The organism is Rahnella sp. P4_A8, assembly GCF_056402435.1.
This window is the reverse complement of sequence record NZ_JBFUHK010000008.1, coordinates 119,475-144,601: the sequence shown is the minus strand read 5'-3', so window position 1 is coordinate 144,601 and position 25,127 is coordinate 119,475. Positions and strand designations below refer to the sequence as shown.

The 25,127-nt window shown below is 53.3% G+C and carries 28 protein-coding genes; 10 read left to right on the top strand and 18 right to left on the bottom strand.

Annotated features, from left to right (window positions below):
* From lptB to npr, 6 genes are all read left to right on the top strand, one after another.
* Nucleotides 1–593 (top strand): LPS export ABC transporter ATP-binding protein (gene lptB / locus AC1DUO_RS06980; protein ID WP_477986875.1); only part of this gene is annotated, 593 nt, incomplete at its 5' end.
* A 101-nt stretch (nucleotides 594–694) separates the two neighbouring features.
* Nucleotides 695–2,128 (top strand): RNA polymerase factor sigma-54, encoded by a 1,434-nt coding sequence (gene rpoN / locus AC1DUO_RS06975; RefSeq protein ID WP_013577258.1) that lies wholly within the window; start codon nucleotides 695–697, stop codon nucleotides 2,126–2,128.
* Nucleotides 2,129–2,151: 23 nt separating this feature from the next.
* Complete coding sequence (hpf, locus tag AC1DUO_RS06970; protein WP_013577259.1) at nucleotides 2,152–2,439, top strand: ribosome hibernation promoting factor; 288 nt, start codon at nucleotides 2,152–2,154, stop codon at nucleotides 2,437–2,439.
* Between the two features lie 98 nt (nucleotides 2,440–2,537).
* A complete protein-coding gene (gene ptsN, locus AC1DUO_RS06965) occupies nucleotides 2,538–3,020 on the top strand; it encodes a PTS IIA-like nitrogen regulatory protein PtsN (RefSeq protein ID WP_173362074.1) in 483 nt (160 codons plus the stop codon).
* Nucleotides 3,021–3,087: 67 nt separating this feature from the next.
* Nucleotides 3,088–3,942, top strand: a complete 855-nt coding sequence (rapZ, locus tag AC1DUO_RS06960; protein ID WP_013577261.1) for an RNase adapter RapZ — start codon at nucleotides 3,088–3,090, stop codon at nucleotides 3,940–3,942.
* On the top strand, nucleotides 3,939–4,211 hold the full coding sequence (npr, locus tag AC1DUO_RS06955; RefSeq protein WP_013577262.1) for a PTS phosphocarrier protein NPr: 273 nt from the start codon (nucleotides 3,939–3,941) through the stop codon (nucleotides 4,209–4,211). Before rapZ ends, npr begins: the two co-directional genes overlap by 4 nt.
* Nucleotides 4,212–4,236: 25 nt before the next feature.
* On the opposite strand, the gene AC1DUO_RS06950 is transcribed toward npr, so the two are convergent.
* The 9 genes from AC1DUO_RS06950 to AC1DUO_RS06910 form a co-directional block, all read right to left on the bottom strand.
* Nucleotides 4,237–6,156 (bottom strand): BglG family transcription antiterminator, encoded by a 1,920-nt coding sequence (locus AC1DUO_RS06950; RefSeq protein ID WP_013577263.1) that lies wholly within the window; start codon nucleotides 6,154–6,156, stop codon nucleotides 4,237–4,239.
* Nucleotides 6,157–6,372: 216 nt separating this feature from the next.
* Nucleotides 6,373–7,113: a 2-dehydro-3-deoxy-phosphogluconate aldolase gene (dagF, locus tag AC1DUO_RS06945; protein WP_119262140.1), complete on the bottom strand. Its 741-nt coding sequence runs from the start codon at nucleotides 7,111–7,113 to the stop codon at nucleotides 6,373–6,375.
* The gene (locus tag AC1DUO_RS06940; protein ID WP_013577265.1) at nucleotides 7,110–8,237 is read right to left on the bottom strand and encodes a DgaE family pyridoxal phosphate-dependent ammonia lyase; all 1,128 of its coding nucleotides are present in this window, start codon (nucleotides 8,235–8,237) and stop codon (nucleotides 7,110–7,112) included. Before AC1DUO_RS06940 ends, dagF begins: the two co-directional genes overlap by 4 nt.
* Nucleotides 8,227–9,360: an amidohydrolase/deacetylase family metallohydrolase gene (locus AC1DUO_RS06935; RefSeq protein WP_119262141.1), complete on the bottom strand. Its 1,134-nt coding sequence runs from the start codon at nucleotides 9,358–9,360 to the stop codon at nucleotides 8,227–8,229. Before AC1DUO_RS06935 ends, AC1DUO_RS06940 begins: the two co-directional genes overlap by 11 nt.
* 81 nt (nucleotides 9,361–9,441) lie before the next feature.
* Nucleotides 9,442–10,089, bottom strand: a complete 648-nt coding sequence (locus tag AC1DUO_RS06930) for a DUF4310 family protein (RefSeq protein WP_119262142.1) — start codon at nucleotides 10,087–10,089, stop codon at nucleotides 9,442–9,444.
* A gap of 13 nt (nucleotides 10,090–10,102) precedes the next feature.
* A complete protein-coding gene (locus AC1DUO_RS06925) occupies nucleotides 10,103–10,879 on the bottom strand; it encodes a DUF4311 domain-containing protein (protein ID WP_037035026.1) in 777 nt (258 codons plus the stop codon).
* A gap of 32 nt (nucleotides 10,880–10,911) precedes the next feature.
* Nucleotides 10,912–11,211 (bottom strand): DUF4312 family protein, encoded by a 300-nt coding sequence (locus AC1DUO_RS06920; RefSeq protein WP_037035025.1) that lies wholly within the window; start codon nucleotides 11,209–11,211, stop codon nucleotides 10,912–10,914.
* Nucleotides 11,211–11,576 carry an SFCGS family glycine-rich protein gene (locus tag AC1DUO_RS06915; protein WP_013577270.1) on the bottom strand — a complete coding sequence of 122 codons (366 nt, stop codon included), beginning with the start codon at nucleotides 11,574–11,576 and terminating at the stop codon, nucleotides 11,211–11,213. The genes AC1DUO_RS06920 and AC1DUO_RS06915 overlap by 1 nt, the downstream gene beginning before the upstream one ends.
* Nucleotides 11,577–11,622: 46 nt before the next feature.
* Nucleotides 11,623–11,973, bottom strand: a complete 351-nt coding sequence (locus tag AC1DUO_RS06910) for a PRD domain-containing protein (protein WP_112151049.1) — start codon at nucleotides 11,971–11,973, stop codon at nucleotides 11,623–11,625.
* A 399-nt stretch (nucleotides 11,974–12,372) separates the two neighbouring features.
* On the opposite strand from AC1DUO_RS06910, the gene rnk reads away from it, so the two are divergent.
* Entirely contained in the window at nucleotides 12,373–12,783 is a 411-nt protein-coding gene (gene rnk, locus AC1DUO_RS06905; protein WP_119262143.1) for a nucleoside diphosphate kinase regulator, read from the top strand.
* A gap of 727 nt (nucleotides 12,784–13,510) precedes the next feature.
* On the opposite strand, the gene cybC is transcribed toward rnk, so the two are convergent.
* Together cybC and pmbA are read right to left on the bottom strand one after the other, a co-directional pair.
* The gene (cybC, locus tag AC1DUO_RS06900) at nucleotides 13,511–13,897 is read right to left on the bottom strand and encodes a cytochrome b562 (protein WP_013577274.1); all 387 of its coding nucleotides are present in this window, start codon (nucleotides 13,895–13,897) and stop codon (nucleotides 13,511–13,513) included.
* A 147-nt stretch (nucleotides 13,898–14,044) separates the two neighbouring features.
* Complete coding sequence (gene pmbA / locus AC1DUO_RS06895; protein ID WP_015690526.1) at nucleotides 14,045–15,385, bottom strand: metalloprotease PmbA; 1,341 nt, start codon at nucleotides 15,383–15,385, stop codon at nucleotides 14,045–14,047.
* A gap of 227 nt (nucleotides 15,386–15,612) precedes the next feature.
* On the opposite strand from pmbA, the gene yjgA reads away from it, so the two are divergent.
* Nucleotides 15,613–16,164 carry a ribosome biogenesis factor YjgA gene (gene yjgA / locus AC1DUO_RS06890; RefSeq protein WP_013577276.1) on the top strand — a complete coding sequence of 184 codons (552 nt, stop codon included), beginning with the start codon at nucleotides 15,613–15,615 and terminating at the stop codon, nucleotides 16,162–16,164.
* A gap of 52 nt (nucleotides 16,165–16,216) precedes the next feature.
* Here the strand turns inward: yjgA and AC1DUO_RS06885 are convergent, their stop codons facing one another.
* From AC1DUO_RS06885 to AC1DUO_RS06875, 3 genes are all read right to left on the bottom strand, one after another.
* Nucleotides 16,217–16,510, bottom strand: a complete 294-nt coding sequence (locus AC1DUO_RS06885; protein ID WP_013577277.1) for a barstar family protein — start codon at nucleotides 16,508–16,510, stop codon at nucleotides 16,217–16,219.
* 5 nt (nucleotides 16,511–16,515) lie between these two features.
* Nucleotides 16,516–16,962: a ribonuclease domain-containing protein gene (locus AC1DUO_RS06880; RefSeq protein ID WP_112151050.1), complete on the bottom strand. Its 447-nt coding sequence runs from the start codon at nucleotides 16,960–16,962 to the stop codon at nucleotides 16,516–16,518.
* 77 nt (nucleotides 16,963–17,039) lie between these two features.
* Nucleotides 17,040–18,500, bottom strand: coding sequence for an NAD-dependent succinate-semialdehyde dehydrogenase (locus AC1DUO_RS06875; protein ID WP_112151051.1), 1,461 nt, complete (start codon nucleotides 18,498–18,500; stop codon nucleotides 17,040–17,042).
* Nucleotides 18,501–18,685: 185 nt separating this feature from the next.
* Between AC1DUO_RS06875 and AC1DUO_RS06870 the strand changes: the two genes are divergently transcribed.
* Nucleotides 18,686–19,267: a maltose acetyltransferase domain-containing protein gene (locus tag AC1DUO_RS06870; RefSeq protein WP_013577280.1), complete on the top strand. Its 582-nt coding sequence runs from the start codon at nucleotides 18,686–18,688 to the stop codon at nucleotides 19,265–19,267.
* A 7-nt stretch (nucleotides 19,268–19,274) separates the two neighbouring features.
* Here AC1DUO_RS06870 and aaeB read toward each other — a convergent pair whose 3' ends face one another.
* From aaeB to aaeX, 3 genes are read right to left on the bottom strand one after another with little or no spacing between them, the layout of a single operon-like run.
* On the bottom strand, nucleotides 19,275–21,233 hold the full coding sequence (gene aaeB / locus AC1DUO_RS06865) for a p-hydroxybenzoic acid efflux pump subunit AaeB (protein ID WP_112198487.1): 1,959 nt from the start codon (nucleotides 21,231–21,233) through the stop codon (nucleotides 19,275–19,277).
* 10 nt (nucleotides 21,234–21,243) lie between these two features.
* Nucleotides 21,244–22,179 (bottom strand): p-hydroxybenzoic acid efflux pump subunit AaeA, encoded by a 936-nt coding sequence (aaeA, locus tag AC1DUO_RS06860; protein WP_013577282.1) that lies wholly within the window; start codon nucleotides 22,177–22,179, stop codon nucleotides 21,244–21,246.
* 7 nt (nucleotides 22,180–22,186) lie between these two features.
* Nucleotides 22,187–22,390, bottom strand: coding sequence for a p-hydroxybenzoic acid efflux pump operon protein AaeX (gene aaeX / locus AC1DUO_RS06855; protein WP_013577283.1), 204 nt, complete (start codon nucleotides 22,388–22,390; stop codon nucleotides 22,187–22,189).
* Nucleotides 22,391–22,663: 273 nt separating this feature from the next.
* Here aaeX and aaeR point away from each other — a divergent pair, with 273 nt between their 5' ends.
* Nucleotides 22,664–23,602, top strand: a complete 939-nt coding sequence (aaeR, locus tag AC1DUO_RS06850) for an HTH-type transcriptional activator AaeR (RefSeq protein WP_013577284.1) — start codon at nucleotides 22,664–22,666, stop codon at nucleotides 23,600–23,602.
* Nucleotides 23,603–23,675: 73 nt separating this feature from the next.
* Here the strand turns inward: aaeR and tldD are convergent, their stop codons facing one another.
* On the bottom strand, nucleotides 23,676–25,121 hold the full coding sequence (tldD, locus tag AC1DUO_RS06845; RefSeq protein ID WP_013577285.1) for a metalloprotease TldD: 1,446 nt from the start codon (nucleotides 25,119–25,121) through the stop codon (nucleotides 23,676–23,678).
* Nucleotides 25,122–25,127: the final 6 nt, after the last annotated feature.

Here is a 25,127-nt window from a genome sequence, read left to right as displayed (position 1 = left end):
CCTTTTACATGGTCGTGGGCATCGTCCAGCGCGATGCGGGCCGCATTATCGTTGATGATGAAGACATCAGCCTGCTGCCGCTGCATACCCGCGCCCGTCGCGGTATTGGCTATCTTCCGCAGGAAGCCTCCATTTTCCGTCGTCTGAGCGTATTTGATAACCTGATGGCGGTGCTGCAGATCCGTGACGATCTGACCAAAGAACAGCGTAATGACCGCGCTAATGAATTAATGGAAGAGTTCCATATTTCTCATTTGCGCGATAACCTCGGTCAGTCACTGTCTGGTGGTGAACGCCGTCGTGTTGAAATTGCCCGTGCACTGGCAGCGAACCCTAAATTCATCCTGCTGGATGAACCGTTCGCCGGGGTTGACCCGATTTCCGTTATCGACATCAAAAAAATCATTGAGCATTTACGTGACAGCGGCCTCGGCGTACTGATCACTGACCATAACGTTCGCGAAACACTCGACGTTTGTGAACGCGCGTATATCGTCAGTCAGGGGAAATTGATCGCCCACGGCACGCCAGCCGACATTCTTGCTGATGAACAAGTTAAACGTGTTTATCTTGGTGAAGAATTCCGTCTGTGATCTGTGCCGCCGGAACCGTGCCTGTTTCAACCTACACTGAAACAGGCCGTCTCTGACAGAAGTGTTGCCGTTTTCACTCATCAACGGAATTAAGCCAAGATATGAAGCAAGGTTTGCAACTCAGACTCAGCCAACAACTGGCAATGACTCCTCAGTTACAACAGGCCATCCGCTTGTTGCAACTATCCACGCTTGAGCTCCAGCAGGAGATCCAACTCGCGCTGGAGAGCAACCCTCTGTTGGAACAAACCGACCTTCATGAAGAAATCGACTCGGTAGAAACCACCGACAGCGAAGGGTTAGACACCCGCGAGGCACTCGAGCAGAAAGACATGCCGGAAGAGTTGCCGCTGGACGCCACCTGGGATGAGATTTACACCGCAGGCACGCCGTCAGGCACCGGCAATGATTACAGCGACGATGAGCTACCGATTTACCAGGGCGAAACCACRCAGACACTTCAGGATTACCTGATGTGGCAGGTCGAGCTGACGCCGTTCTCTGATACCGATGCCGCGATTGCCACGTCAATCGTCGATGCAGTGGATGACACCGGTTACCTGACCGTCTCCCTTGACGACATTCTCGAAAGCGTCGGTGATGAAAATGTCACCATGGACGAAGTCGAAGCCGTACTTAAGCGCGTTCAGCGTTTTGATCCGGTGGGTGTGGCCGCCCGTGACCTGCGCGACTGCCTGCTGATCCAGCTTTCTCAATATGCGACTGACACGCCTTTCATCACTGAAGCCCGTCTTATCATCAGCGAACATCTCGATTTGCTGGCGAACCATGATTTCCGCGCACTTATGCGATCAACCCGGTTAAAAGAAGATACACTGAAAGGAGCGATGCTCCTGATCCAGTCTCTTGATCCGCGTCCGGGCCAGTCTATCAACACCGGCGAATCCGAATACGTGATCCCGGATGTGCTGGTGCGTAAAGTGTCAGGTGTCTGGGCGGTAGAACTCAATTCCGACAGCATTCCGCGTCTGAAGATTAACCAGCAGTACGCCGCGATGGGGAATTCCGCACGCAGCGACAGCGACGGGCAATTTATCCGCAGCAATCTGCAGGAAGCCAAGTGGTTAATCAAAAGCCTGGAAAGCCGTAACGACACGCTGTTGAAAGTGACGCGCTGCATCGTTGAGCAGCAGCAGGCGTTCTTTGAACTGGGTGAAGAATTTATGAAACCTATGGTGCTGGCAGATATTGCCAGTGCCGTGGAAATGCACGAATCGACGATTTCACGTGTGACGACGCAGAAGTTCCTGCACAGCCCGCGTGGCATTTTCGAACTGAAGTATTTCTTCTCCAGCCATGTCAGTACAGACAGCGGTGGCGAGGCATCGTCAACCGCGATCCGGGCGCTGGTGAAGAAATTAATCGCAGCGGAGAATCCTGTAAAACCGCTCAGTGACAGTAAGTTAGCGACCCTGCTTTCCGATCAGGGAATTATGGTTGCGCGTCGGACTGTCGCCAAATACCGAGAGTCTTTGTCCATCCCGCCCTCAAACCAACGTAAACAGTTAGTTTGACCTCAACAGAGAAGGAAGACATTATGCAGCTCAACATTACCGGACATCACATTGAGATCACGGATCCCCTGAGAGAGTTCATCACGTCGAAGCTGGCTAAGCTTGAGCAGTATTTCGACAGGATTAATCAGGTGTATGTGGTGTTGAGCGTGGAAAAGGTGCAGAAAGTAGCGGAAGCCACTTTGCATGTGAACGGAGGCGAATTACATGCCACCTCGGAACATCAGGATATGTACGCAGCGATTGACGGACTGGTTGATAAACTGGCCCGACAGTTGAATAAACATAAAGACAAACTGAAACAGCACTGACATTCATGTAGCCAACCCTGTGCTACAAACCTTCGGGCATCGGCTTGTGACCTTCGGGAAACGAGCCGATATAGCTTTAAGGGTGAAACAGCGCAAAAGTGAAAGATGACATGATTAACGATACTGCAATGCAATTAACGTCGGTGCTTAATGCCGAATGCACCAAAAGCGGCGTTCATTGCGCCAGCAAAAAACGCGCACTGGAAATCATCAGTGAGTTGGCCGCCAAACAATTAAATTTGTCGCCGCAGGTGATTTTCGACGCCATTTTGACACGTGAACGTATGGGGAGCACCGGGATCGGTGCCGGGATCGCCATCCCGCACGGTAAGCTGGAAGAAGACACTTTACGTGCCGTCGGCGTATTCATTCAGCTTGAACAACCGATTGCTTTTGACGCCATCGATAATCAGCCGGTAGATTTGCTTTTTGCCTTGCTGGTACCGGCAGATCAATGTAAAACCCATTTACATACATTATCTTTAGTCGCTAAGAAATTAGCTGATAAAACAGTGTGTCGCCGTCTGCGTGGCGCGCAAAGTGACGAAGAACTGTTCCAGATAATGACTGAAAACGAATAAATTGCTGATTCCCGGTACAGTGCCGGGAAAATGAATTCTGCACACTGAATGCCAGGGGAGTGACACCATGGTGCTGATGATTGTCAGCGGCCGTTCCGGTTCCGGGAAGTCGGTTGCCCTACGGGCACTAGAAGACATGGGTTTTTACTGTGTGGACAACCTGCCGGTGGTGTTATTGCCGCAGCTTGCCCAGACCCTTGTTGAACGTAATACATCAGCGGCCGTCAGCATTGACGTCCGTAACATGCCGGAAACACCGGAAGTTTATGAGTATGCGATGTCACAACTGCCGGAGAGCTTCTCACCGCAGTTGTTATTCCTTGATGCCGACCGCAATACTCTGATCCGCCGCTACAGCGACACCCGTCGTCTGCACCCGCTTTCCAGCAAAAATCTGTCCCTCGAAAGTGCCATTGATGAAGAAGCCGATCTGCTCGAACCACTGCGTTCGTCTGCGGATTTGATCATCGACACCTCCGAAATGTCCGTGCATGAACTGGCAGAAATGCTGCGTACCCGTCTGCTGGGTAAACGCGAGCGCGAACTGACGATGGTGTTCGAATCCTTCGGTTTCAAACACGGCATTCCGATTGATGCGGATTATGTTTTCGATGTGCGTTTTCTGCCAAACCCGCACTGGGATCCGAAACTGCGTCCGATGACAGGCCTTGATAAGCCGGTCGCGGCGTTCCTTGACCGTCATACTGAAGTGCACAACTTTATTTACCAGACCCGCAGCTACCTCGAACAATGGCTGCCGATGCTGGAAACGAACAACCGCAGCTATCTGACCGTCGCCATTGGCTGTACCGGCGGTAAACACCGTTCGGTCTATATCGCAGAGCAACTGGCCGACTATTTCCGTTCCCGCGGGAAAAATGTGCAATCCCGCCATCGCACGCTGGAAAAACGCAAATCATGACGGTGAAACAAACGGTAGAAATCAAAAACCGGTTGGGTATGCATGCCCGCCCGGCAATGAAGTTGTTTGAACTGGTGCAGAGCTTTGAATCAGAAGTGATGCTGCGCAACGACACGGGCATTGAAGCGGAAGCCAGCAGTGTCATCGCGCTGCTGATGCTCGATTCCCCGAAAGGTCAGAAAATCGAAATCGAAGCCACCGGCCCCGATGAAGAACAGGCATTGACGGCAGTGGTAAATCTGATTAATTCAGGTTTTGATGAAGACTGATAATTAACGCACTCTTTGAGCCGTATTAAATGCGGCTTAAACAGTCGATTGCAATGGCCTTGAAACTCTCAAAGTTTTCGCTGCTCAGCAGACGGCTCATTGAGCGTTCCCGCACAAACGTCACGAACAAATCGTAAATCGCCATCGCCTCTTCATAATCTGCCTTGCTGATTGCCAGCAGGAAAATCACGTGTGCTGTCTCCCCTTCTCCCCACGCAATGCCCTGCGGAGAGAGCAACGTTATCACCACGGTTTTCTTCGCCAGCAGCCCCAGCGAGTGCGGCAGCGCAATCCCTTCCCCCAGCATGGTCGAGACAATTTCCTCGCGCTCAACCACCGACGGATAAAACGCCTGATCGACGTAGCCTTCGGCTTCCAGCTGAGAGCACACATGGCGGAATAACTCCGCCTGCGTCATCGGTTCATCGATGATCATGAAGTGTTTTTCGTCGAAGAATTTTTCCAGCATATAAGGCCGGGTGCGATCAACCAGTACCAGCTTGCCAAGCTGCTCCATCTGGTATTCGGTCGGGAATGGCGACAGCACCACCACCGGTTTATTCTTCTCGCTGATGCGGGCGTTGGAGATGATGAAATCTTCGTCGATGTGTTCCAGTTGTTCGTAATCCCGCAACGTCACCACCTGTTTCATCACCAGCTGCGGATATTTGCGGCTAATCTGCGCCTGAATCATACGGATGGTCGAATTGCCGGTGTCGCATACCAGCATCACCTGCGGATGTCGCTGATAACCGATGTTGTAATGCCGCTCCAGCCCGACGCCGATATGCAGCACAAGAAACCCAATCTCGTTTTCACTCAGGGTGTACGGCGTGTATTTCCCCCAGCTCGACACCGCCGCCAGCGTGACGTCATACGCCATCGGGTAATGCTGTTTGATGTTGTTCAGCAGCGGGTTGGGGATATTAATCTGGTATTTCACCCGCGTAATCATGGTTTTGATATGCGTCAGCAGATCAGCGCGCAGCTGTTTATCACCTTGTAAATCATAACTATAGTGCGAATTGATATACGACAGGATGTAATCGACCAGCGATTCGTCATCGTCAGCATTAATGTCCGTTGGCAGGATTTGCTGCACGCGACGCGCGGCGATATTCACCCGCAGATAAGCTTCTTCAGAGGCCGGAATTTCCTTGCCCACCAGACTTTTCAGCTCCGCAGCCAGCCGCACAGAAACGTGTTTGACCGCCGGGTCACCGTCTTCAGCATCAAAATCAGTCAGCGGATAACCGCCGGCAATGCGTTTAATGGCCACCGCGCAATAGAGAATCAGATATTGTTCACCTTCGTCGGTCAGTTGAATAGAAGACTGCGTCAGAAGCTGATGCATAAAGCGCGTCAGCGGCACCAGCGCTTCCGACTCCAGGCTTTCCGCCTTCAGCAGCGGATTGGCCTGTTCTTCGGCATCGAGCTGGAACAACAAGTCGGTCAGGCAGGCGCGGATTGCCAGCTCCGCACCAAACAGCTTCATGCCGTAGCGCGGCTTGGTTTCAATATTCAGATGATAGCGGGCCAGATGCTCCCTTACCTCAGCCATATCATTTTGCAGGGTTCCCCGGCTGACAAACCATTCATCAGCCAGATCTTCCAGCTTTAATGAAAAAGCTGAGGTCAAAAAGCGGATCAGCAGCGTCTTCACCCGCTCTGCGGCCGTACGCGGCGTCGGATTCGGTTTACGTTGTGTCGACTGCTGTAACGACGAGAACAGGCTCTGATCATCAACGCGCAGCTGATACCCGCTGCCACGGTTGTGTACGAAGGTCGCGCCATAGTCCGCGATGATTTCATTAAGCGCAGTGATATCCGCACGGACCGTCCGCGTCGACACCGACAGGCGTTTTGCCAGTTCATCCTGAGGCAGCGTTTCGGTTTGCAGCGCATCAAACAGTTGCGCCAGACGTTGATTGGGAAATCTCACCATTGTTCTTCCATATTATTCCGGCTACGGCGCGATCACCCTTTACGACGAACTGCCGACCGCCACAGAGTCATCGATAAACGCGGTTTGCCGTTTTCGGCAAATACCTTGAATCAGGTGATGTTATCGCTTCGTTGATTGATTGCGTAAATATATTTGCCATCCGGTAACAACATCAGTGTGCCCGGACGGCTTACCGCGCAGGAAAGGTCAGAACCTTCAGCCCACCAGCTTTTTGACGCTGGCCAGCAGGGTTTTCACATCGTCAGGACGGGTGTTACCGGTGGCGCTGTCGATAATCGAGCTGTAGATATGCGGGATGATTTTAGTGACGCCCGCCGCCAGCGCGATTTCCATAATCGGCTCGAAGTTTTCTAAATCGATACCGCCGGTCGGTTCCAGCCAGAAATCCTGTTCCGCACAGGCACGGGCCACGGCAGCGAATTCATCACGGGTTTTCAGGCCACCCATCGGGAAATATTTCACCGAGCTGCCGCCCATATCTTTCAGCAGCGCAATGGCGGTTTCCACCGGCACGATGGCGTCCGCAGAAGCAGAACTCAGCGGTCCGGTATTGATCTTCACAAAGCCGGGTTTACCGGTGGGTGAAATCAGACCGTTGACCACGCTGTCGTTTTGCCCAAGCATTCCACGGCTGGTACCGACGCCGGTAAAGACCTGATTGACGTGCTGCGGCTGAACCTGCGCTGAAATCTGGCTGACCATCAGAGACTGACGCGGATCGCCCGCGCCTAAACCGACAGACAACGCGTTTTCAATCAATGCGGCATACTCTTTCATGTCCGCCACCGCACTCGCGACGTCTGGATAATTTTTGGAAAGCACACCGACCAGTACATGACCTTCTGCCGCTTCATAGATATCACGGGCATTGTCTTTCGAGCCCGCCAGCACATTCAGGCACACGCGGTCACGATAGAAATTTGGGGTCAGCTTCATGCTTTGTCTCCGCTGAAAAGTTGTTTAAAACGTTGTGCGACGATGGTGAGCTGCGGCGGCGTCACGCTGCGCACATCGACTTCGATCTTGCCTTCGTTGGCGCGGTAGCCACGGAAATAAATCGCGATATCGCCGTTTTTCATGGCGTCCACAATGGCTTTGGTTTTCCAGCCCAGTACCGCTTCATCGAAAGTGATTTCCGTACGGGCGATATCACGTCCGGCGCTGTCCCAGACCACGCGTCCGGTAACACCGCTGATTTCATTCAGGCTGGCGATAAATGGCGTCATCTTGTCGACCATTTCCTGCCCGGTGGTTTTCGGCAAGGTGAGATAGCTTTCGATAGCCTGCGTCAGGCCAAGAATGCCTTCTTTGCCGACTTTCATCGCACGACCAATCCCGCCCGATTGCAGTTTTACCCATTCGACATACTGTTTTTTGCCGAGCACCAGCCCGCTGGTCGGCCCTTCGATGGCCTTCGCGCCACTGTAAATCACCAGATCCGCACCCATCTCGTAATAACAGGTCAGATCTTCTTCCGCGGCGGCATCGACGATCAGCGGCACATTGTGCTTACGCGCCACTTCAGCGGCTTCCGCAACCGACAAAATGCTTTTCTGCACTGAGTGGTGCGATTTTATGTACATGATTGCAGCGGTACGCGGGGTGATGCAGGCCGCGAGTTGTGCGGCAGAACATTCGTTGGCATAACCGGCTTCTACCACCTTGCCACCGCCCATCGTCACCATCGTCGCGACCGGTGCACCGAAATTCACGTTATGGCCTTTTGGCAGAACGATATCGTGCGGGATTTCCAGTGGCGCGGCGTGCAGGTTTTCCAGCAGCCAGGCGTCATCTTTGACGATCACCGCCGCCACAGATTGCGCGATCCCGGCAGAAGCGCAGGAAACCACCACCGCGTTTTCGACGTTTAGCAGTTTCGCGATGTAAGCGCCGGTTTTGTTCACCAGATCTTTCATCTCAAAGTAATGATTCAGACCGGTATTCACCACTGCTGCGACTTCTTCACGCGGCGTGGAAACGCCCAGCGCTGTCATACGACCGGAAGCATTAATGACTTGTTTTAACTGGTACTTTTCATACAGCGATTGTTCAGAAGACATGAGCAGATTTCCCTTCTTCGGTTAACAGAGTGACGCCCGCGACCACAGCGGCCAGAGGCACCAGCAAACTTTCGCCTTTCACGGACTGTCCTTCGGAATCGATAAACACCTGCGGCGCCTGACGGAGTTCGAACAGGGTCAGATCGGCGTCGGCACCGATTTGCAGACGACCTTTGGCAGGAAGACGCAGCGCATCAGCGGCATGCGATGTAACGCAATCAATCACCTGCGGCAATGTCAGGCCGACGCTGAAGAATTTCGACATCACCGTCGCCAGGCTGTGCACCGGCCCGTTGAGGCGATTGCGGCAATAAATATCGGAACTGATGGTGTGCGGCAAAATGCCCTGCTTAATGGCCAGCTCTGCCACTTCAAAGCTGAAACTCGCGGTGCCGTGACCGACATCCAGCAGCACGCCACGGCTGAGCGCCCGCTTAACGGAATCACGCAGCACGCCTTCCGGCGAGAGAATACGGTTCGGCTTGCCGTTATAGCAGTGGGTAATGATGTCGCCCGAGGTCAGTAAATCTGCGATTTCGTCGAGGTTCGGCGGGTTATTACCGATATGCACCATCAGGGGCAGGTCATCGTTTTCCTGCTGAATTTCTTTGGCGCGCACCAGTGGCTTAATGCCGTTCTGGCCGACCACACTGCTGCTCATGCGCGCTTTGATGCCAATGATAAAACCGGGATTTCGCGCGATGGCGTCACGCACGCCGACCTTGTCGATCTGGGTCATATCCGCCAGTTCGTTCTGCGTGACAATGCCGGTGCGGGCGATATTGAGAAACGCGTAGACGTTGGTTTTCGCCTCACGGGTAATCTGATAGAAATCGTCGACATCATTCGCGCCGGTACTGCCCGCATCGGCCACGGTGGTGACACCGCAGGCCACACCAATCAGATCGGCTTCGTCATGATAAATCGGCGATTTGGGGTAACAGTGAACATGGGAGTCGATCCATCCCGCGCTGGCGTAAACCTTGCCCTGAAGATCGAGAGTCTGGCGGGCGGTGGCACCGCAGGGCAACGTGCCAATGGCGGCGAATTTGCCGTCGCGGATTGCAATATCAGTCAGGCTGCCGTCTGCGCGTAATGCCTGCCGGATGATTAAGTCATACATACGACGTTCTCCATAATCTCGGGCGTCAGGAGTGTTCCTGACGCCCGTTTACTGCAGCTTTTCTTCTGTACTACTGCGTTCTTACAGTGAAACCGGGAAGACAGCGCCCAGCACCATTGCGCCGAGAATGGCACCACCGGTAATCGGTTTTTGCCACAGATAGAAACCCAGTGCGCCAATCAGCGAGCCCAGACCGATAGGAATCGATGCCGCCATCGCTGACAGGATAATCAACGGCCCGAGGAAGCGGCCGGAGGCATTACCCGCACCCATCATCACGTCAGCGCCGTAGGTAGAATTGCTCTGATTGATGGTGAATTTACGTGCCAGAATGATGATGTAACCGACGGCTAACCCGAGGATCAGGCCGGTTACCAGCGAGGCCGCGAAGTTCGCCACCGGGAAGATAATCCCCGCGCCGAGCAACAGTGCCGGGACGCCCAGGCCGATACCGGTCTGGATCGCACCACCGATATCGAGAATACCGACCAGCGAACCTTCGATGATGCGGGCAAACAGAAAGCTGGCACCGAAGGCCGCCACTGCGCCGTACACGCCGGTATCCATGCCGGAACGCAGCATTGATACAAACGCCACTTCGTTAAACGCACCGATGCCGTACAGGTAATACATGTGTGTCCCGGCGAAAACACCGGAAGACAGCAGTCCGACAAAAATCGGGAACGACCACTCGGCGTACCAGAAACCACGTTTGGCTTGTTCTTCCATTGTCATGTTCCTCTTACTTGCCGCTGAGTGAATTGTGAATGCCGTTCAGCCATGTCGGGACGTCCAGCATGAATGACTGCAACAGTTTGACGTCGAAGCCACGGAAGAAACCGCTGAGGACGAACAGCGCGATAATCGCCGCCATCATCACTTTGGTGACGTGGTTCCAGCCGCTTTCTTCGACGCCTTTACCGATCAGGATACCCAGCACCAGACCCGGTACGGCGTTACCCATGATCATCTGCGCCAGACCACCAAAAATAGTGGCCCAGAAACCGGAACGACGTCCTGCATCGATCGCCGCCAGCCAGAAAATCACCGGCATCACGGTGTTCACCAACAGGTTGGCCGCAGGCACCAGCACTTTGATTGCCGTGACCTGCAACGCCGCAGGCACCGCAGACGCAGTAGTGTTGAGGAAGGCGACCACAATCATGCCGATGATGCCGCCTGCAATCGCCATCTTGCGCGGGTCATGCATGGTTTCAGCCACATTGCGGTTTTTAAACATCAGGGCAGCGGTTGCCCAGTGGGGAATGATGCGGTGGTCAACGTCCTGGGTGAAAGAACCTGCCGCCACGGAAGAAGCCCAGGCGTTAAAGAAGAAGCCCAGACCAAATGAGAAATGCGAAGCCGGATCGCCTTCACAGGAGTTTAATTCCCCAAGCGTACGAAAAGCCCCCATTCCTTGCACGGTGGGTGCATGGAACATACGTGCGGCCCCCGCACCTACGCCCACGCCAACCAGTCCGCCGATAATAAGCGACTTAAATAAAATAATTAAAAACATCAGTATATCCTTGTCATTTATAGCTAACGTTTTTATTTCGTGACAAAAACTACCTGTTCCGTATTAATAACAGTCAGGTTGACGGTAATGTCTAACGCCACGTAATAACTCTTTCTTTCCCTGGCCAGAAAAAAGAACAGAAACTTTTCTCTTTTGACTGACTCTTCTGCCTTTATTATCCTGACGTCCTGCGGTTCTATACGCAGTAAGACATTATTGGCAGACGATTTGAGAACCGTTCTCTGAACCTGACTCAGTGCGGAAGAAAAGGCGGCAGCCTTATTTTCGCCCTTTCCTTCAACCCGAACTGTCGTGGTTAATTGTTGCTTCATTACGCCTGACCATACTTCTTGTTATAAGCTTCAACCAGACGCTGACCCAGTTCTTCTTTATCCATAAATCCGAACCCTAATACTAAACAGCCTTCGTTAATTGCCGTGACACCTTCATCCACTGAACGCATCCCGTACTTAGCTTTATATCCGTATTTGTTTTGAGCGGTAATCGCACCGGCACCGCCACTGCCGCAGAAAGAAATACCAAAGGTCGCACCTTCTGCTTTCATCACGTCACCGAGTTTCATATCTGCTGCCATACCCGGGACAACGATGGCTTTCCCGCCAGCCGCTTCCACGCCGGCTGCCACTTTCTGGCCTTTTCCTAAACGGTCACCGATCACCACTAATACTTGTCCCATCATTCACATCTCCGGATAATTAATTCGTTAAATTTTCAGTAAAAGGTTATTTAGGTTCGTTATCTCTTGCGACTTCGAAATGTACCGAGAGTAAATACGCTTCCTCAATCGGTAAGTTTCCAAACCAGCTGACCACGTCCTCTGCCATTTGCATGGACTCAGCAGAGATTTCATCAAATAAATCTTTTTCGACTTCAGGCAACGGCTCGCCGGTAATTGAGCGTAATACCATGGCTTTAACGTGTGACGTTAACATCTGCAACTGAACATCGGTGGTATAGATATTCTTCGCACTTTGCATCGCCTGAATATCCTTTAATACTTGCTCTGTTATCGCCGCAGCATCTTTCAATTCAATCCGCCCGGTCCCATTCACAGATGCGCTTGCGTTATTCACTCGCGGTTACCTCTCTCCTTGCCCGGCCCACTATTTTCAGCCGTGTATTTCGTCTGTCTTTACCCTAACCCCGGTAAGATTTCCTGTGTAGAGGGTCTTTTTCCAGTTCGAAGTGGAAATACGATGCGCTGAGCAGATCCAATTCGCAAAACGAAAAGTTAAGTCGCCATATCACTGAATATTGCAGGGTGTAGCAGCGTATTACACTGGTAATCGGATTTTTCGCAATGCGGATTAATTCCCTCACAACGCTTTCATTTCCGCTTAAGAGTGCCTAGTATCAAAGAACACATGCAAATTACCGACACCCCTGCGCTTACCCGCAGGGGTGTTATTTTTTGCCGACCGGCACCCCACTCGCATGAAGCGGGTGATGCAAAAGGAACCATGGAGAATGTTATGAGTAAACCGACACTGATCATCAATGAACTTGACGCAGAACGCCTGGACACACTGCTGGCGCAACCGGCGTTTGCCAGCAGCCCGGTCGCCGACGCACTGAATGACGAGTTAGATCGCGCCGAGATTTTGCCGCCCGAGGAAATCCCTGCCGACGTAGTGACGATGAACAGCAAGGTTCGCTTTACTGAAGGTAAAGACGGCGAAGAACACATCCGCACGCTGGTGTATCCGGCTGCGCTCAAAGACAGCAACGAGCAACTGTCGGTGATGGCGCCGTTAGGTGCCGCCCTGCTGGGGCTGCGCGTGGGCGCAAGCATCACGTGGGAAATGCCAAATGGCGAGAACAGCCGGATTGAAGTGCTGGAATTGTTGTTTCAGCCGGAGGCGGCGGGGGAGTTGCGTCGTTAAGGGTTTTCTTTTGCAGAGGCCGCTGCAATGGCGGCTTTACTTAAGAATGAGAAAATTTCGGTTTCTCATATGCAGAAGCCGCTGCACTGCTTTACTAAAGACCGAGAACATTTCGGTTTCTCACCTGCGGTGATCGCTTAACGCGCAGCGCCGAAACCGCCCAAGAGGGAGAAGTGCTTTCTCCCTCTTGGATCTCCCTCCGCTTTTTTACTGCGCGCTGTCGCTGGCGGCTATGTTTCAGATAACGCGGAGACAGGCTGGAAATCTTGCCGCTTTGCGGTGCCTTCTCTCGGTCTTCGAGCCATAGGTCTCGAAGCCGCTCCGTTCAGCAAGATTTCTGAATCGCCCGCAAGTTCCTAAATTCAACAGCGGTTTCTGTATCGCCCGTGGGATCGTGAATTCAACAGCAGAAGGATTTTATCTTTTATTAAAGTCGATTGGCGTGCTCAAAAATGGCACCGAATGAACGGTTCGAGACCTGAGGCTCGAAACCTGAAATGAGGGAATCGCGCAGCGATGACATTTTGCGCCACCTGCCAATGCCCTGGAACATGTCCGTCGTGACTGCGATAGCGCGCAGTTCAAGACGTGGAGATTCCAAAGAGGGCTCGTCTTAGCCCTCTTTGGTCGGTTTCGGCGCGAAAGACCGAGTGATCACCGCGTTTGAAAAACCGAAATTTTCACCGCTTTCAGCATTGAGAATGCCGCTCAGACACCGGTCATCTGCTTATTTAAACTTCTTATGATTCTCGTTACGCGTAGCCTTAAACCCTTCGGCTTCTTTCTTCGCTTCATCCACTTTGCCTGCTTTGGCTAAAGCGGAAGCTTTATCAATCTGGCCGATCAGCGTATCCAGCCCTTTGTGGTAATCCTGCATTTCAGGGCTGTCCGGCGCTTTGCCTTTCAGTTTCGGTGGTGTGGCTTTTTTCGCGTCCTCGGCAGCCGCTTTCATGTTTGCCAGACCGGTGGTCAGTTCGGCCTGATCGCTGGTTTTCAACACCTTGCCGTAGTTATCAGCAATTGTATCCATGTCCGTTTCTAAATCTGCTGCCAGTGCTGCCGTGCTGCTGCCGAGCATGGCTATCACCGCTAACGCCATCAGTTGTTTACGCATGAACTATCTCTCTATTGTTATTTGTTTATTAGATAAAACGACATTGCTTGTAAGGCTTTATAAAAATAGGCTGAGAGAGAGAAAAACGGGATGAATTTTTTGTAAAGAATTAAAGCAGCGATCGGGCGACCGCTGCTTTAAGGAGGGTTATTCGCCAGCGATTTTCATTGCCGGTAACAGCACGGAACCGCACTGGATATTGCTGCGGGTTTCGATGTCGCTGCCAATGGCGACCATATTGCGCCACATGTCTTTCAGATTACCGGCAATAGTGATTTCGCTTACCGGATACTGGATCTCGCCATTCTCGACCCAGAAACCTGCCGCGCCACGGGAGTAATCGCCGGTAACGCCACTGACGCCCTGCCCCATCAGTTCGGTGACGACCAGGCCTTTATCGAGCTTACGCAGCATTCCGGCGAAATCATCGCCCTGACCGGCGATGCGCCAGTTGTGAATGCCGCCCGCGTGACCGGTGGTTTGCAGACCGAGCTTACGCGCGGAATAGCAGGTCATCAGCCAGTTTTGCAGCACGCCGTCTTTGACGATATCACGACGCTCGGTGCGCACACCTTCGCTGTCGAATGGCGTGGAAGCCAGCCCCTGCAACAGGTGCGGATGTTCTTCAATGGTCAGCCACTCCGGCAAAATTTGCTTGCCGAGGCTGTCGAGCAGGAAAGACGATTTACGGTAAATGCTGCCACCGCTGATCGCCCCCACCAGATGCCCGAACAGGCCAGTCGCCACTTCAGAAGCGAACAATACCGGGGCCTGCATGGTCGGTAATTTGCGCGGCGCCAGACGTGACAAGGTGCGGCGGGCGCACTCTGCGCCGACCCATTCAGGGTCTTTCAGATCGCTCATTTTACGGGCGATGGAGTAGGCATAATCGCGCTCCATGTCGCCTTCGTGTTCGGCAATCACTGAGGCGGAAATCGAATGACGCGTCGAGCAATAGCTTTGCAACATGCCGTGGCTGTTACCGAAAACGCGGATACCGTAATGGCTGTTGAAACTGCCACCTTCGGTGTTGGTGATACGCTTGTCAGCCTGCAACGCCGCCTGTTCAGCACGTGCGGCCAGTTCGATGCTGCGATCCGGATCCAGCTCTTCCGGGTGGAATAAATCCAGGTCCGGTGCATCGAACGCCAGCATCTCTTTATCGGCCACGCCCGCGAACGGATCCGGCGACGTGTAACGGGCAATATCCAGCGCCGCCTGCACGGTGCGGGAAATAGCGTCCGGGCTTAAATCGGTGGAAGACGCACTGCCTTTACGGTTCTGATAATAAACGGTGATGCCCAGTGCGCCGTCGCTGTTGAATTCCACATTCTCGACTTCGCCAAAACGGGTGCTGACGCCGATACCGGTGGTTTTGCTGACCGCCACTTCTGCAGCATCTGAACCGGCTTTCGCCAGTTCCAGTGCCTGAGATACGGCCTGTTCCAGAGTCTTACGCTGCTGCGCTACTTGATTCACTACGTTCATCGGCATGCCATCGCTTATGAGATAAAAGGGATTGTTCTACACTGATATACAGAAAGTCTTATCTTTGAGTCTAACAGAGACTCGCCACAATTTCGCATTCACTCCGGCGTTGTTATGCCCAAAGTTGCAACAGAACATGGATGTATGCGGCATAACCCTGCATAATGCCGCCAAAGCAATAAAGCACAATCAAACTGACAGGATTACCTCGTTAAGAGGAAGCGCCCATGACAAAGAAAATTGACGACTGGCACGACGACGTTCCCGAAACCAACGAGAACGAAGATGATGAAGAAATCATCTGGGTCAGTAAAAGTGAAATTAAACGTGACGCCGAGGCGCTGAAAGATCTCGGTGCAGAAATGGTTGAACTGGGTAAAAACTCGCTGGACAAACTGCCGCTGGACGACGATCTGCGCGCAGCGATCGACTTAGCGCAGAAGATCAAGAAAGAAGGCCGCCGCCGCCAGTTACAGCTGATCGGTAAAATGCTGCGTTCCCGCGATGTTGAACCGATCCAGACCGCGCTGGATAAGCTGAAAAACCGCCATAACCAGCAGATTTCGCTGTTCCATAAACTGGAAATGCTGCGTGACCGTCTGGTTGAAGAAGGTGATGATGCGATCCCGCCGGTACTGGAATTGTATCCTGAAGCCGATCGCCAGCAACTGCGCGCACTGATCCGTAACGCACAGAAAGAGAAAGCCACTAACAAGCCGCCGAAATCTTACCGCCAGATTTTTCAGTATCTGCGCGAACTGGCTGAAGGTCAGGAATAAAAAAACAAAAACCCGCCTTTTTACTTAACAGAAAATGGCGGGTTTTTTCTTTTCAGCCTTTAGCCTTTACTGCGGGTTTCTCCAGCAGATTCAGCCGCAACTCGCCTTCCAGTTCTTCCTCCGCTTCTTCAAACAACAGAATCAGCGCGCCGAAACGGCGTTTACGGCTGGCATTCAGATTAATGAAATCTATCTCAACCGGCAGTGCAATCCCGCCCGTTACCTCATCCCAGAGTGCGTCCAGATTCGCGCCGAAGCTGTCAGTCAGTGCAAACTGACGGACAAACTCGCGGTAGAATGCGGGTAAATCCGGGATGTGATTAAAATCGAAGCTCACTTTATTCATCGACATCACTCCACCCGAACGAAGTTCTGATAATGGTCTTTACTGACATAAATCAGCCCGTCGCTGGCAAACAACACGCGGTCAGCACCGCGACGCCCGCAGCGATAGTTAATATCCGCTTCGCGCCACACCCTTTTGTACGCCGAAGGTAAACGTCCTTCCCGGTTTGAGAAGCGGTCACCACCTATGGCTTTGCCCGGCAATACCTCACATAAATTCCCGGAACGGGCATCCCAGCCGGCTTCCCGCGCCTTTTTCTTGGTGATGTAATTTTCAGGCAATTTATGGTTCTGGCGTAAATAGCCGATCACCGTTTGTTCATCGGTGCCCGGAACTATTGTGCCCTGATTATATGTCGTTTTCGCGACAACCTGCCCCGCGACACCGCACAGCCCGAAAAACACGGCGGCCATCATCAGATTGCGCACACACCGCCCGTTAAATGCCTTCATTGACGTCCTTTGTGTTGAGCCGGAATGAAACTGTTTCTGTTTATTGTTTCTTAAAAAGTAACTTCTGGAAAGCTGACTTAAAGATTCCCTAAATGCAGCGTTTTCACCTGCAAATATTCTTCCAGCCCCAGCACCGAACCTTCACGTCCAAGGCCAGATTCTTTTACGCCGCCAAATGGCGCGGCTTCGTTGGAAATCGCACATTCATTAATACCAATCATCCCGCTCTCAATAGCATCCGCGACCCGAAAAATACGTTGAAGATTCTGGCTATAGAAATACGCTGCCAGCCCGAAAGGTGTGTCGTTGGCGCGTTTAATCACTTCCTCTTCCGTTTGGAAACGGAAACAGGCCGCCAGCGGACCGAAGGTTTCTTCATGCGCCACTTTCATGTCATCAGTGGCATCAATAATGACCGTCGGCTGGAAGAAGTTGCCACCGAGTTTGTGGCGCTGTCCGCCCTCCATCAGGCGTCCGCCTTTCTCCAGCGCGTCCTTGACGTGCTCTTCAACTTTCTCCAGTCCTTTGATATCAATCAGCGGCCCGACAATGACGCCTTCATCCATGCCGTTGCCGACTTTCAGCTTGCGTACTTCTTCCACCAGCCGCGAGGTAAACGCCTCGTACACGCCCTCCTGCACATAAATACGATTGATGCACACGCAGACCTGGCCGGTATTGCGGAATTTACAAGTGATCGCGCCCTTCACCGCCGCCTCAATGTCGGCATCGTCAAACACGATATACGGCGCATTGCCACCCAGTTCCATCGACACCTTTTTCATGGTGTCGGCGCTGTTACGCACCAGCGTTTTGCCGATTTCCGTCGAGCCGGTAAAGGAGACTTTACGTACCGCATTGCTGGTCATAATCACGTCGCTGATGGCACCGGTGTCACCGGCCACGCCATTGATCACACCGTCAGGAACCCCGGCATCCTGCGCCAGTTGCAACAAGGCGAACGCCGACAGCGGCGTGTTACTGGCCGGTTTGATAAGACCGGTACAGCCTGCCGCCAGCGCCGGCCCCAGTTTACGGGTGAGCATCGCCAGCGGGAAATTCCACGGCGTGATGGCCGCCACCACGCCGACCGGTTCGCGGGTCGCCAGAATGCGTGAGCCGGATTTGGCCGGAGGAATGATTTCTCCGTTAGCGCGTTTGGCTTCTTCGCTGAACCATTGCAGGTAGCTGGCGGCGTAATCGACTTCACCCAGTGCCTCTTTCAGCGGTTTGCCCTGCTCGGCAACCATCAGCTCGCCCAGAAACTGTTTATTTTCCAGCATCAGTTCATACCAGCGATGCAAGATTTCAGAACGCGCTTTCGCAGTGGTTTTGCGCCATTCGGGGAATGCGTCACTGGCCGCCTTTACTGCAGCTTGCGTTTCCGCCTTTCCGGCTTTGGCGACTTTGGCGACCACATCGCCGGTTGCCGGATCCAGCACATCAAAGGTTTCTTTGGCTTTAAGCCATTTACCACCGGCAAAATAGCCGGTCTTAAATAATGGATGCGTGGAGAGTTTATGAGGTTGGGCTGACATGAGGATCCTCCTGATTTATGCCGTTTTAAGCGATCTATCAGGTAAGTATAGCGGCTTGAGCAGAAGCGTCTGTCAGACAGCACTGAGAGACACAGATCGCAAAGTGAATTGTCATACGTTCACAGTTTCCGCATCCCTCAGTAAACTGCGGTGAACCCCACCCCATTTTTACAAAGGAAGAAGGCATGTCGACGCGCGAAAAAATGAATATCGGTGAACTTTATACAGACATGGACGAAGGATTGCCGGAGGAACGCGGTGCCGGAAAAGAGCGGGTGTATGATTTCAATCTCACGCGCCCTTCTGAAGAGGCAAAGCGCCTGCAATTGCTCAGAAGTATTATGGGCAGTCTGGGGGAGTCCTGCTGGATTGAGCCGCCGCTGCGCGTCGCGTATGGCACCCATATTCATATCGGCAACCACTTTTACGCTAACTTCAATCTCACGGTGGTGGATGACGCCACCGTGACCATTGGCAATAACGTGATGATCGCACCGAACGTCACGCTCGCCACCGCCGGACATCCCATCGATCCTGACATCCGCATCACCGGACAGCAATTCTCGCTGCCGATTGTCATTGAAGATAATGTCTGGCTGGGCACCGGCGTGATAGTCAATCCGGGTGTGACGATTGGACGTAACAGCGTGATTGGGGCTGGCAGTGTGGTGACCAAATCCATTCCCCCGGATGTGGTCGCGGCAGGTGTACCCTGCCGCGTATTACGTCCGATCACCGCCAGCGACCGTGAGGCTTTCCTGAAATAGCCGCCGGTCAGGCCAGGAACGCGTGCTGATAACGTTGCAGCATGTCAGTGAGGCGCCTTACCGGCTCGGTCACTTTCAGTGGTGCGTCGTACTCGACCAGTTTCTCCTGATACTCACCCAGCTCTTTCAGTAACCGCTGATAATAATAGGTGCGCTTGCCTTCACCTGAAGCAGAGACCACGTGATCGGCCGTATTACGGATTTTCTTGTGGAATGCCGACAGCTCATCATTCACCGGCACTTCTGCCAGTTTCATGCGCTGGTGCGCGATAATCAGCATCAGCGCCAGACGGTATTTACCGATATCGTTCGGGAACATCACCAGCAACTGGTTCAGCTGATGATAAAGCGCCGGAAGATGGTTTTCACGACGCCGGTAAGCTTTGGTGGTCAGCGCCGATACCGCGCTGCTCATAAAGCGGTTAAGCAGCGTACGCCCGGTTTTCTCGCGAGACTTGTCGCGCACAATCAGCAACACCGCCATCGCGATCACCGTACCGATCGCCTGCCCCATCGCGTTATCCAGAAACGACGTGACGTTAAAAACCATCGGATTGCTGAGCACCAGAATATTAATGGTGCCCGCCAGCAACCCGAGCATACCGAGACGGCGCTTGGTCACTTCGATACCGATAAAGAAGGTGAAGATCCCCAGCATCAGACACAGCAGGAACAGGCTCTGCTGCGTTGCGGGCATGATCAGCATAAACATCATCGAGCCGACCGGAATCGCCAGCAACATGCCGATAATGAAATCCATCGCCATGCCTTTCGGGTTCGGCGTACGCATTGCCAGCGAAGTCACCACTGCGATGATAATCACGCAGCCGCTGGCTGACGTCCAGCCGGTCCACAGCCACATCAGGCAGCCGATGGTTGTCGCCGTGAAGGTTCTCAGGCCGTTGACCAGCGCATGGTGACGTTCTGCTGAAACAGGCCGCACCACCACTTCGCCATCGAGCACCCCGCTTTCAATGGTGCTGATACTGCTGTTGGTCTGGATGCCTTTCATCAGCAACAGCGCACGAGTTCCGGCACCGGTCCAGGCGCTGACCGTCATCAGTACGTTGTCGCTGTGCATGCCGGTAATCATCTGGCGTAATTGTTTCAGTCTGCGATGCACATCCGCCACGTTTTCAGCGGGTTCAGCAAACAATGCTTTCAGTTCAGGCGAGACCCGTTCCGGAGAGCTTTGCATAATCAGATAGGTTTCGCACGCCTGGGTGATCATGCTCAGCGAGGTGCTGTGCAGCGCTTTCAGGCGACGATTACACCGCTGCCAGCGCGACGACTCCATCATCAGACTGCCGCGCATCCCGTTCAGCGCGGTCGTGCTTTTCACCAGGTTATTCCAGGACTTATCGATTTCTTCCTTCGTCCCGCTATTCACGCAAATCCGCATCAGCGCAAACTGATCCAACATCAGCTGACTGACGGCACGGTCAATATCTTTTTTGATGGAACGGGGGGAGAACAACAGGTCAGCGACGATAGCGCAACAAATCCCGATAACGATTTCACTGCAACGCTCAACCGCAAACTGCGGAGTTTGCAAAGGCGAGCTGGCGGAAGTCACCACGATAATCAGCGCGGTATAACCAGCCAGACCCAGCGCATACGAGTTCTCGATACGAACCAGCGACGACCACCAGGTGCACACGCCCGCCCAGATGCAGCATAACAGCAGCATAACGACCGGTGCGCGGGCGGTAGCAATCACGATCACCAGCGCCGCGATACAGCCGATAAAGGTGCCGATAACCCGCAGAAAACCACGATGACGAATAGCACCGGCAAAGGGTTCGCCACCCGCCGCCAGCGCAGGTCCCGACGTTACGATCGCGGCAGTCATGGCCGACCAGCGCGGGGTTTCGAGTTGCAGATAGAACCCGAGAACCAGTGCGCCGAGGATCGCGAACGTCAGCTTGCAGGCAAAACGTACGCGCGGGATAAGTACGCTATTCATCTTTCCGGCCTTAACCAAACTCTCTCAGACGGTGCAGGAGGCGAAGGAACGGGGATCCTTCATCTTGTTTACGGTCATGGCTGCCGGTAATCACGACCGTCGCCGTGGTACCTGCCGGATAAGGATGTTGCTGGTCTTTGTCATCAAGCAGGATTTTCACTGGCACACGCTGTGCCAGACGCACCCATTCAAGGTTGCTGTCGATGGTCGCCAGACCGTTGGTCGCCGCAGAAGAGGAGCTGTTCGTCACCGCCGCCGCTACGCTGTCGACCGTACCGTGCATAATACGGTTGCTGCCGAGCGGCGTGATTTCCGCACGATCCCCTTTTTTCAGCCCCGGCAGTTTGGTTTCTTCCAGATACGCCAGAATGTAGAAGGAATTTTTCTTCACCAGCGCCACGGCAGTCGAACCCCGGTTAATGTAGTTGCCCGGATGAACGGTCAGGTTAGTTACCCAGCCATCAGCAGGTGCGACAACCACGGTCCGTTCCAGATCCAGCACCGCCAGATCCCGTGCAGCCTGCGCTTTCGCCAGCTGATGTTCAGCGGTTTGCAGCACGTTATTGGCCTGATCGATTTCTTCCTGCGACATGGCCTGTACGCCCAGTTTCACACGACGTCCGGCCTCGCGCTTTTTCTCAGAAGCCAGCGCCTGGTAATACGCGACGTCAGCACTCGCTTCGTCCAGCGCCTGCTGGTAGCGCGGCTGGTCAATTTTGAACAGTACCTGGCCTTTTTTCACCAGTTGGTTATCCGTTACTGGCACATCGGTAATCAGACCGGTGACATCGGGCGCGATGGACACAACGTCAGCGGTAAACTTGGCATCACGGGTCCATGGAGATTCTGTATAGAACGCCCAGGCTTTGAAGATTGCGATGACAGCCAGCACGACAAGAATCAACGTTATTGTGTAACGTATTATTTTTATGGAGAAATTTTTCACAACGCCCTCAGACGAACATGCAGGAGATCAGGTAGAAAAGACAGCAGTACAACGCTGTGTTGAACAATGCCGGGTGCCAGACAAAATCATAAATTCCGGTGGGTTGCAATATGCGCCGCAGCAGGAAAAACACCACCAGCGCCAACAATATTTCAAAAAACACCGGAGGAAACGACAATCCGAAAATCACCATTACCGGAAGCAAACTCATCAAAAATTCCTTACATTATTACGACGGACAAACACATATCGTCCCGCGCACGCATTATTCGTTATTTTAGGCAACGGCACGCGACCCCGGAGAAAATAATTCAACGGGAGCAGAGCAATGAAGCTGCAGAGTTGCCAGGGAAGTGTGCGAAGGTAAGCATGATGTCAGGAAAACTGAAACCTGAGCTTTATCGCCCGGAAGGGTATATTAGCGTGCTTATTATCAACAGATCAACGTTCTGTGATCTAAATCACTTTTAAGCCAGAGTTAACAATGGACCGATTAAAACGCATGTCGATCTTTGCTCAGGTCGTGGAAAGCGGCTCCTTCACGGCGGCCGCACGACGCCTCGACATGAGCGTTTCTGCCATCAGCCAGACGATTTCAAAGCTGGAAAATGACTTACAAATCAAATTACTAAACCGTAGCACCCGCAGCATCGGCCTGACAGAAGCCGGTAAACTTTATTATCAGGGTTGCCGGAAAATGTTGCACGACGTACGTGAAGTACATGAACAATTGTATGCCTTCAACAACACCCCGACCGGAACATTACGCATCGGCAGTTCATCAACGATGGCACAAAATGTTCTTGCCGCGATGACTGCGGAAATGCTCACCGAATACCCCGGTCTGACGGTGAATCTGGTGACTGGCATTCCGGCACCGGACCTGATCGCTGACGGGCTGGACGTGGTGATCCGCGTCGGCGCGTTGCAGGATTCCAGCCTGTTCTGCACCCGCTTAGGCTCAATGCCGATGGTGGTGTGTGCGGCGCGCAGTTATCTGGCACAACACGGCACGCCGGAGAAACCCGCCGATATGGTGAATTTCTCCTGGCTGGAATACAGCGTCCGCCCGGACAGTGAATTTGAACTGATCGCCCCCGAAGGTGTTTCAACCCGTATTACACCGCAAGGCCGCTTCGTGACTAACGACTCGCAGACCATGATCCGCTGGCTGAAAGCCGGTGTCGGTATCGCGTATGTTCCGCTGATGTGGGTGATTGAGGAGATTAATGCCGGTGAGGTGGAGATTCTGTTCAGGCGCTATCAGTCCGATCCGCGCCCGGTTTACGCGCTGTATACTGAAAAGGACAAACTGCCGCTGAAAGTGCAGGTCTGTATTGATTATCTGACGGATTATTTCAAACGGGTAAGCAAGGTGTATCAGGGATACCGGCAGGGCAAGAAAGTGACTCAGTGGAATTGAGTTCGTATCAAACCAAAAACCCACCTGACCTCCCCTTGTGAAAGGGGAGGGATAACACCGAAATAATCTTCTGCTACGCAGTGCCGCCGACGGTGAGATTATCCAGTTTCAGGGTAGGCTGACCGACCCCGACCGGCAGGCTCTGGCCTTCTTTACCACACACACCGACGCCTTTATCGAGCGCCAGATCGTTGCCGACCATGGAAATCTGTTGCATCGCTTCAATGCCCGAGCCGATCAGCGTCGCGCCTTTCACCGGTTTGGTGATGCGGCCTTTTTCGATCAGATAAGCTTCGGAGGTAGAGAACACGAATTTACCCGAAGTAATATCCACCTGACCGCCGCCGAAGTTTGGCGCATACAGGCCAAATTCTACGCTACTGATAATGTCTTCCGGCGTTGATTTCCCGGCCAGCATATAGGTGTTGGTCATACGCGGCATCGGCAGATGTGCGTAAGATTCGCGGCGGCCGTTACCGGTCGGCGCAACGCCCATCAGGCGCGCATTCAGTTTGTCTTGCATGTAGCCTTTCAGCACGCCGTTTTCGATCAGCACGTTGTACTGCCCCGGCACACCTTCGTCGTCAATCGCCAGTGAACCGCGCAGACCCGGCAGGGTGCCGTCGTCCACTACGGTACACAGTTCAGAAGCCACCCGTTTGCCCATCTGACCGCTAAATACAGAGGTTCCGCGACGGTTGAAGTCACCTTCCAGACCGTGGCCTACCGCCTCATGTAACAGCACACCTGGCCAGCCTGCGCCCAGCACCACCGGCATGCCACCCGCCGGGGCGGCGACTGCCGTCAGATTCAGCAACGCCATACGCACGGCATCACGGGCAAAAGCTTCCGCACGCACTTCACCGTTAACGGTTTCGAGGAAGTAGTCATAACCAACACGACCGCCGCCGCCACTTGAGCCACGCTCACGACGTCCGTCCTGTTCAACCAGAACGCTCACGGACAGACGCACCAGCGGGCGAATGTCTGCCGCCAGCGTGCCGTCGGTGGCTGCCACCAGGATGTTTTCATACACGCCGGTGATGCTGGCACTGACTTCCTGCACGCGCTTATCGGCCGCACGGGCAATTTTGTCGACGCGGTGCAGCAGTTCGATTTTTGCTTCGCGTGACAGGCTTTGCAGCGGATCCAGCGGAGAATAAAGAGATTTATAGGCAATTTCGCCCAGCGTATGCGCTTTGCCATTGCCCTGGTCGCGGACAATGCTGCGGGCAGCTGTTGCACTCAGGTTCAGGGCATTCAGCGTGATTTGGTCAGCATAAGCAAAACCGGTTTTTTCACCGCTTACCGCACGAACACCAACGCCCTGATCGATATTGTAAGAACCGTCTTTGATGATGCTGTCTTCGATCACCCAGCTTTCATGGAAACTGGACTGGAAAAAGAGATCGGCATAATCAAGACGACGTTCAGACAACTGGCCCAAAATGGAAAACAGATCCTGATGACTCAGATTATTAGCAGTTAGTAACTGCTCACTGACTAAGGCCAGACTCATAGATGT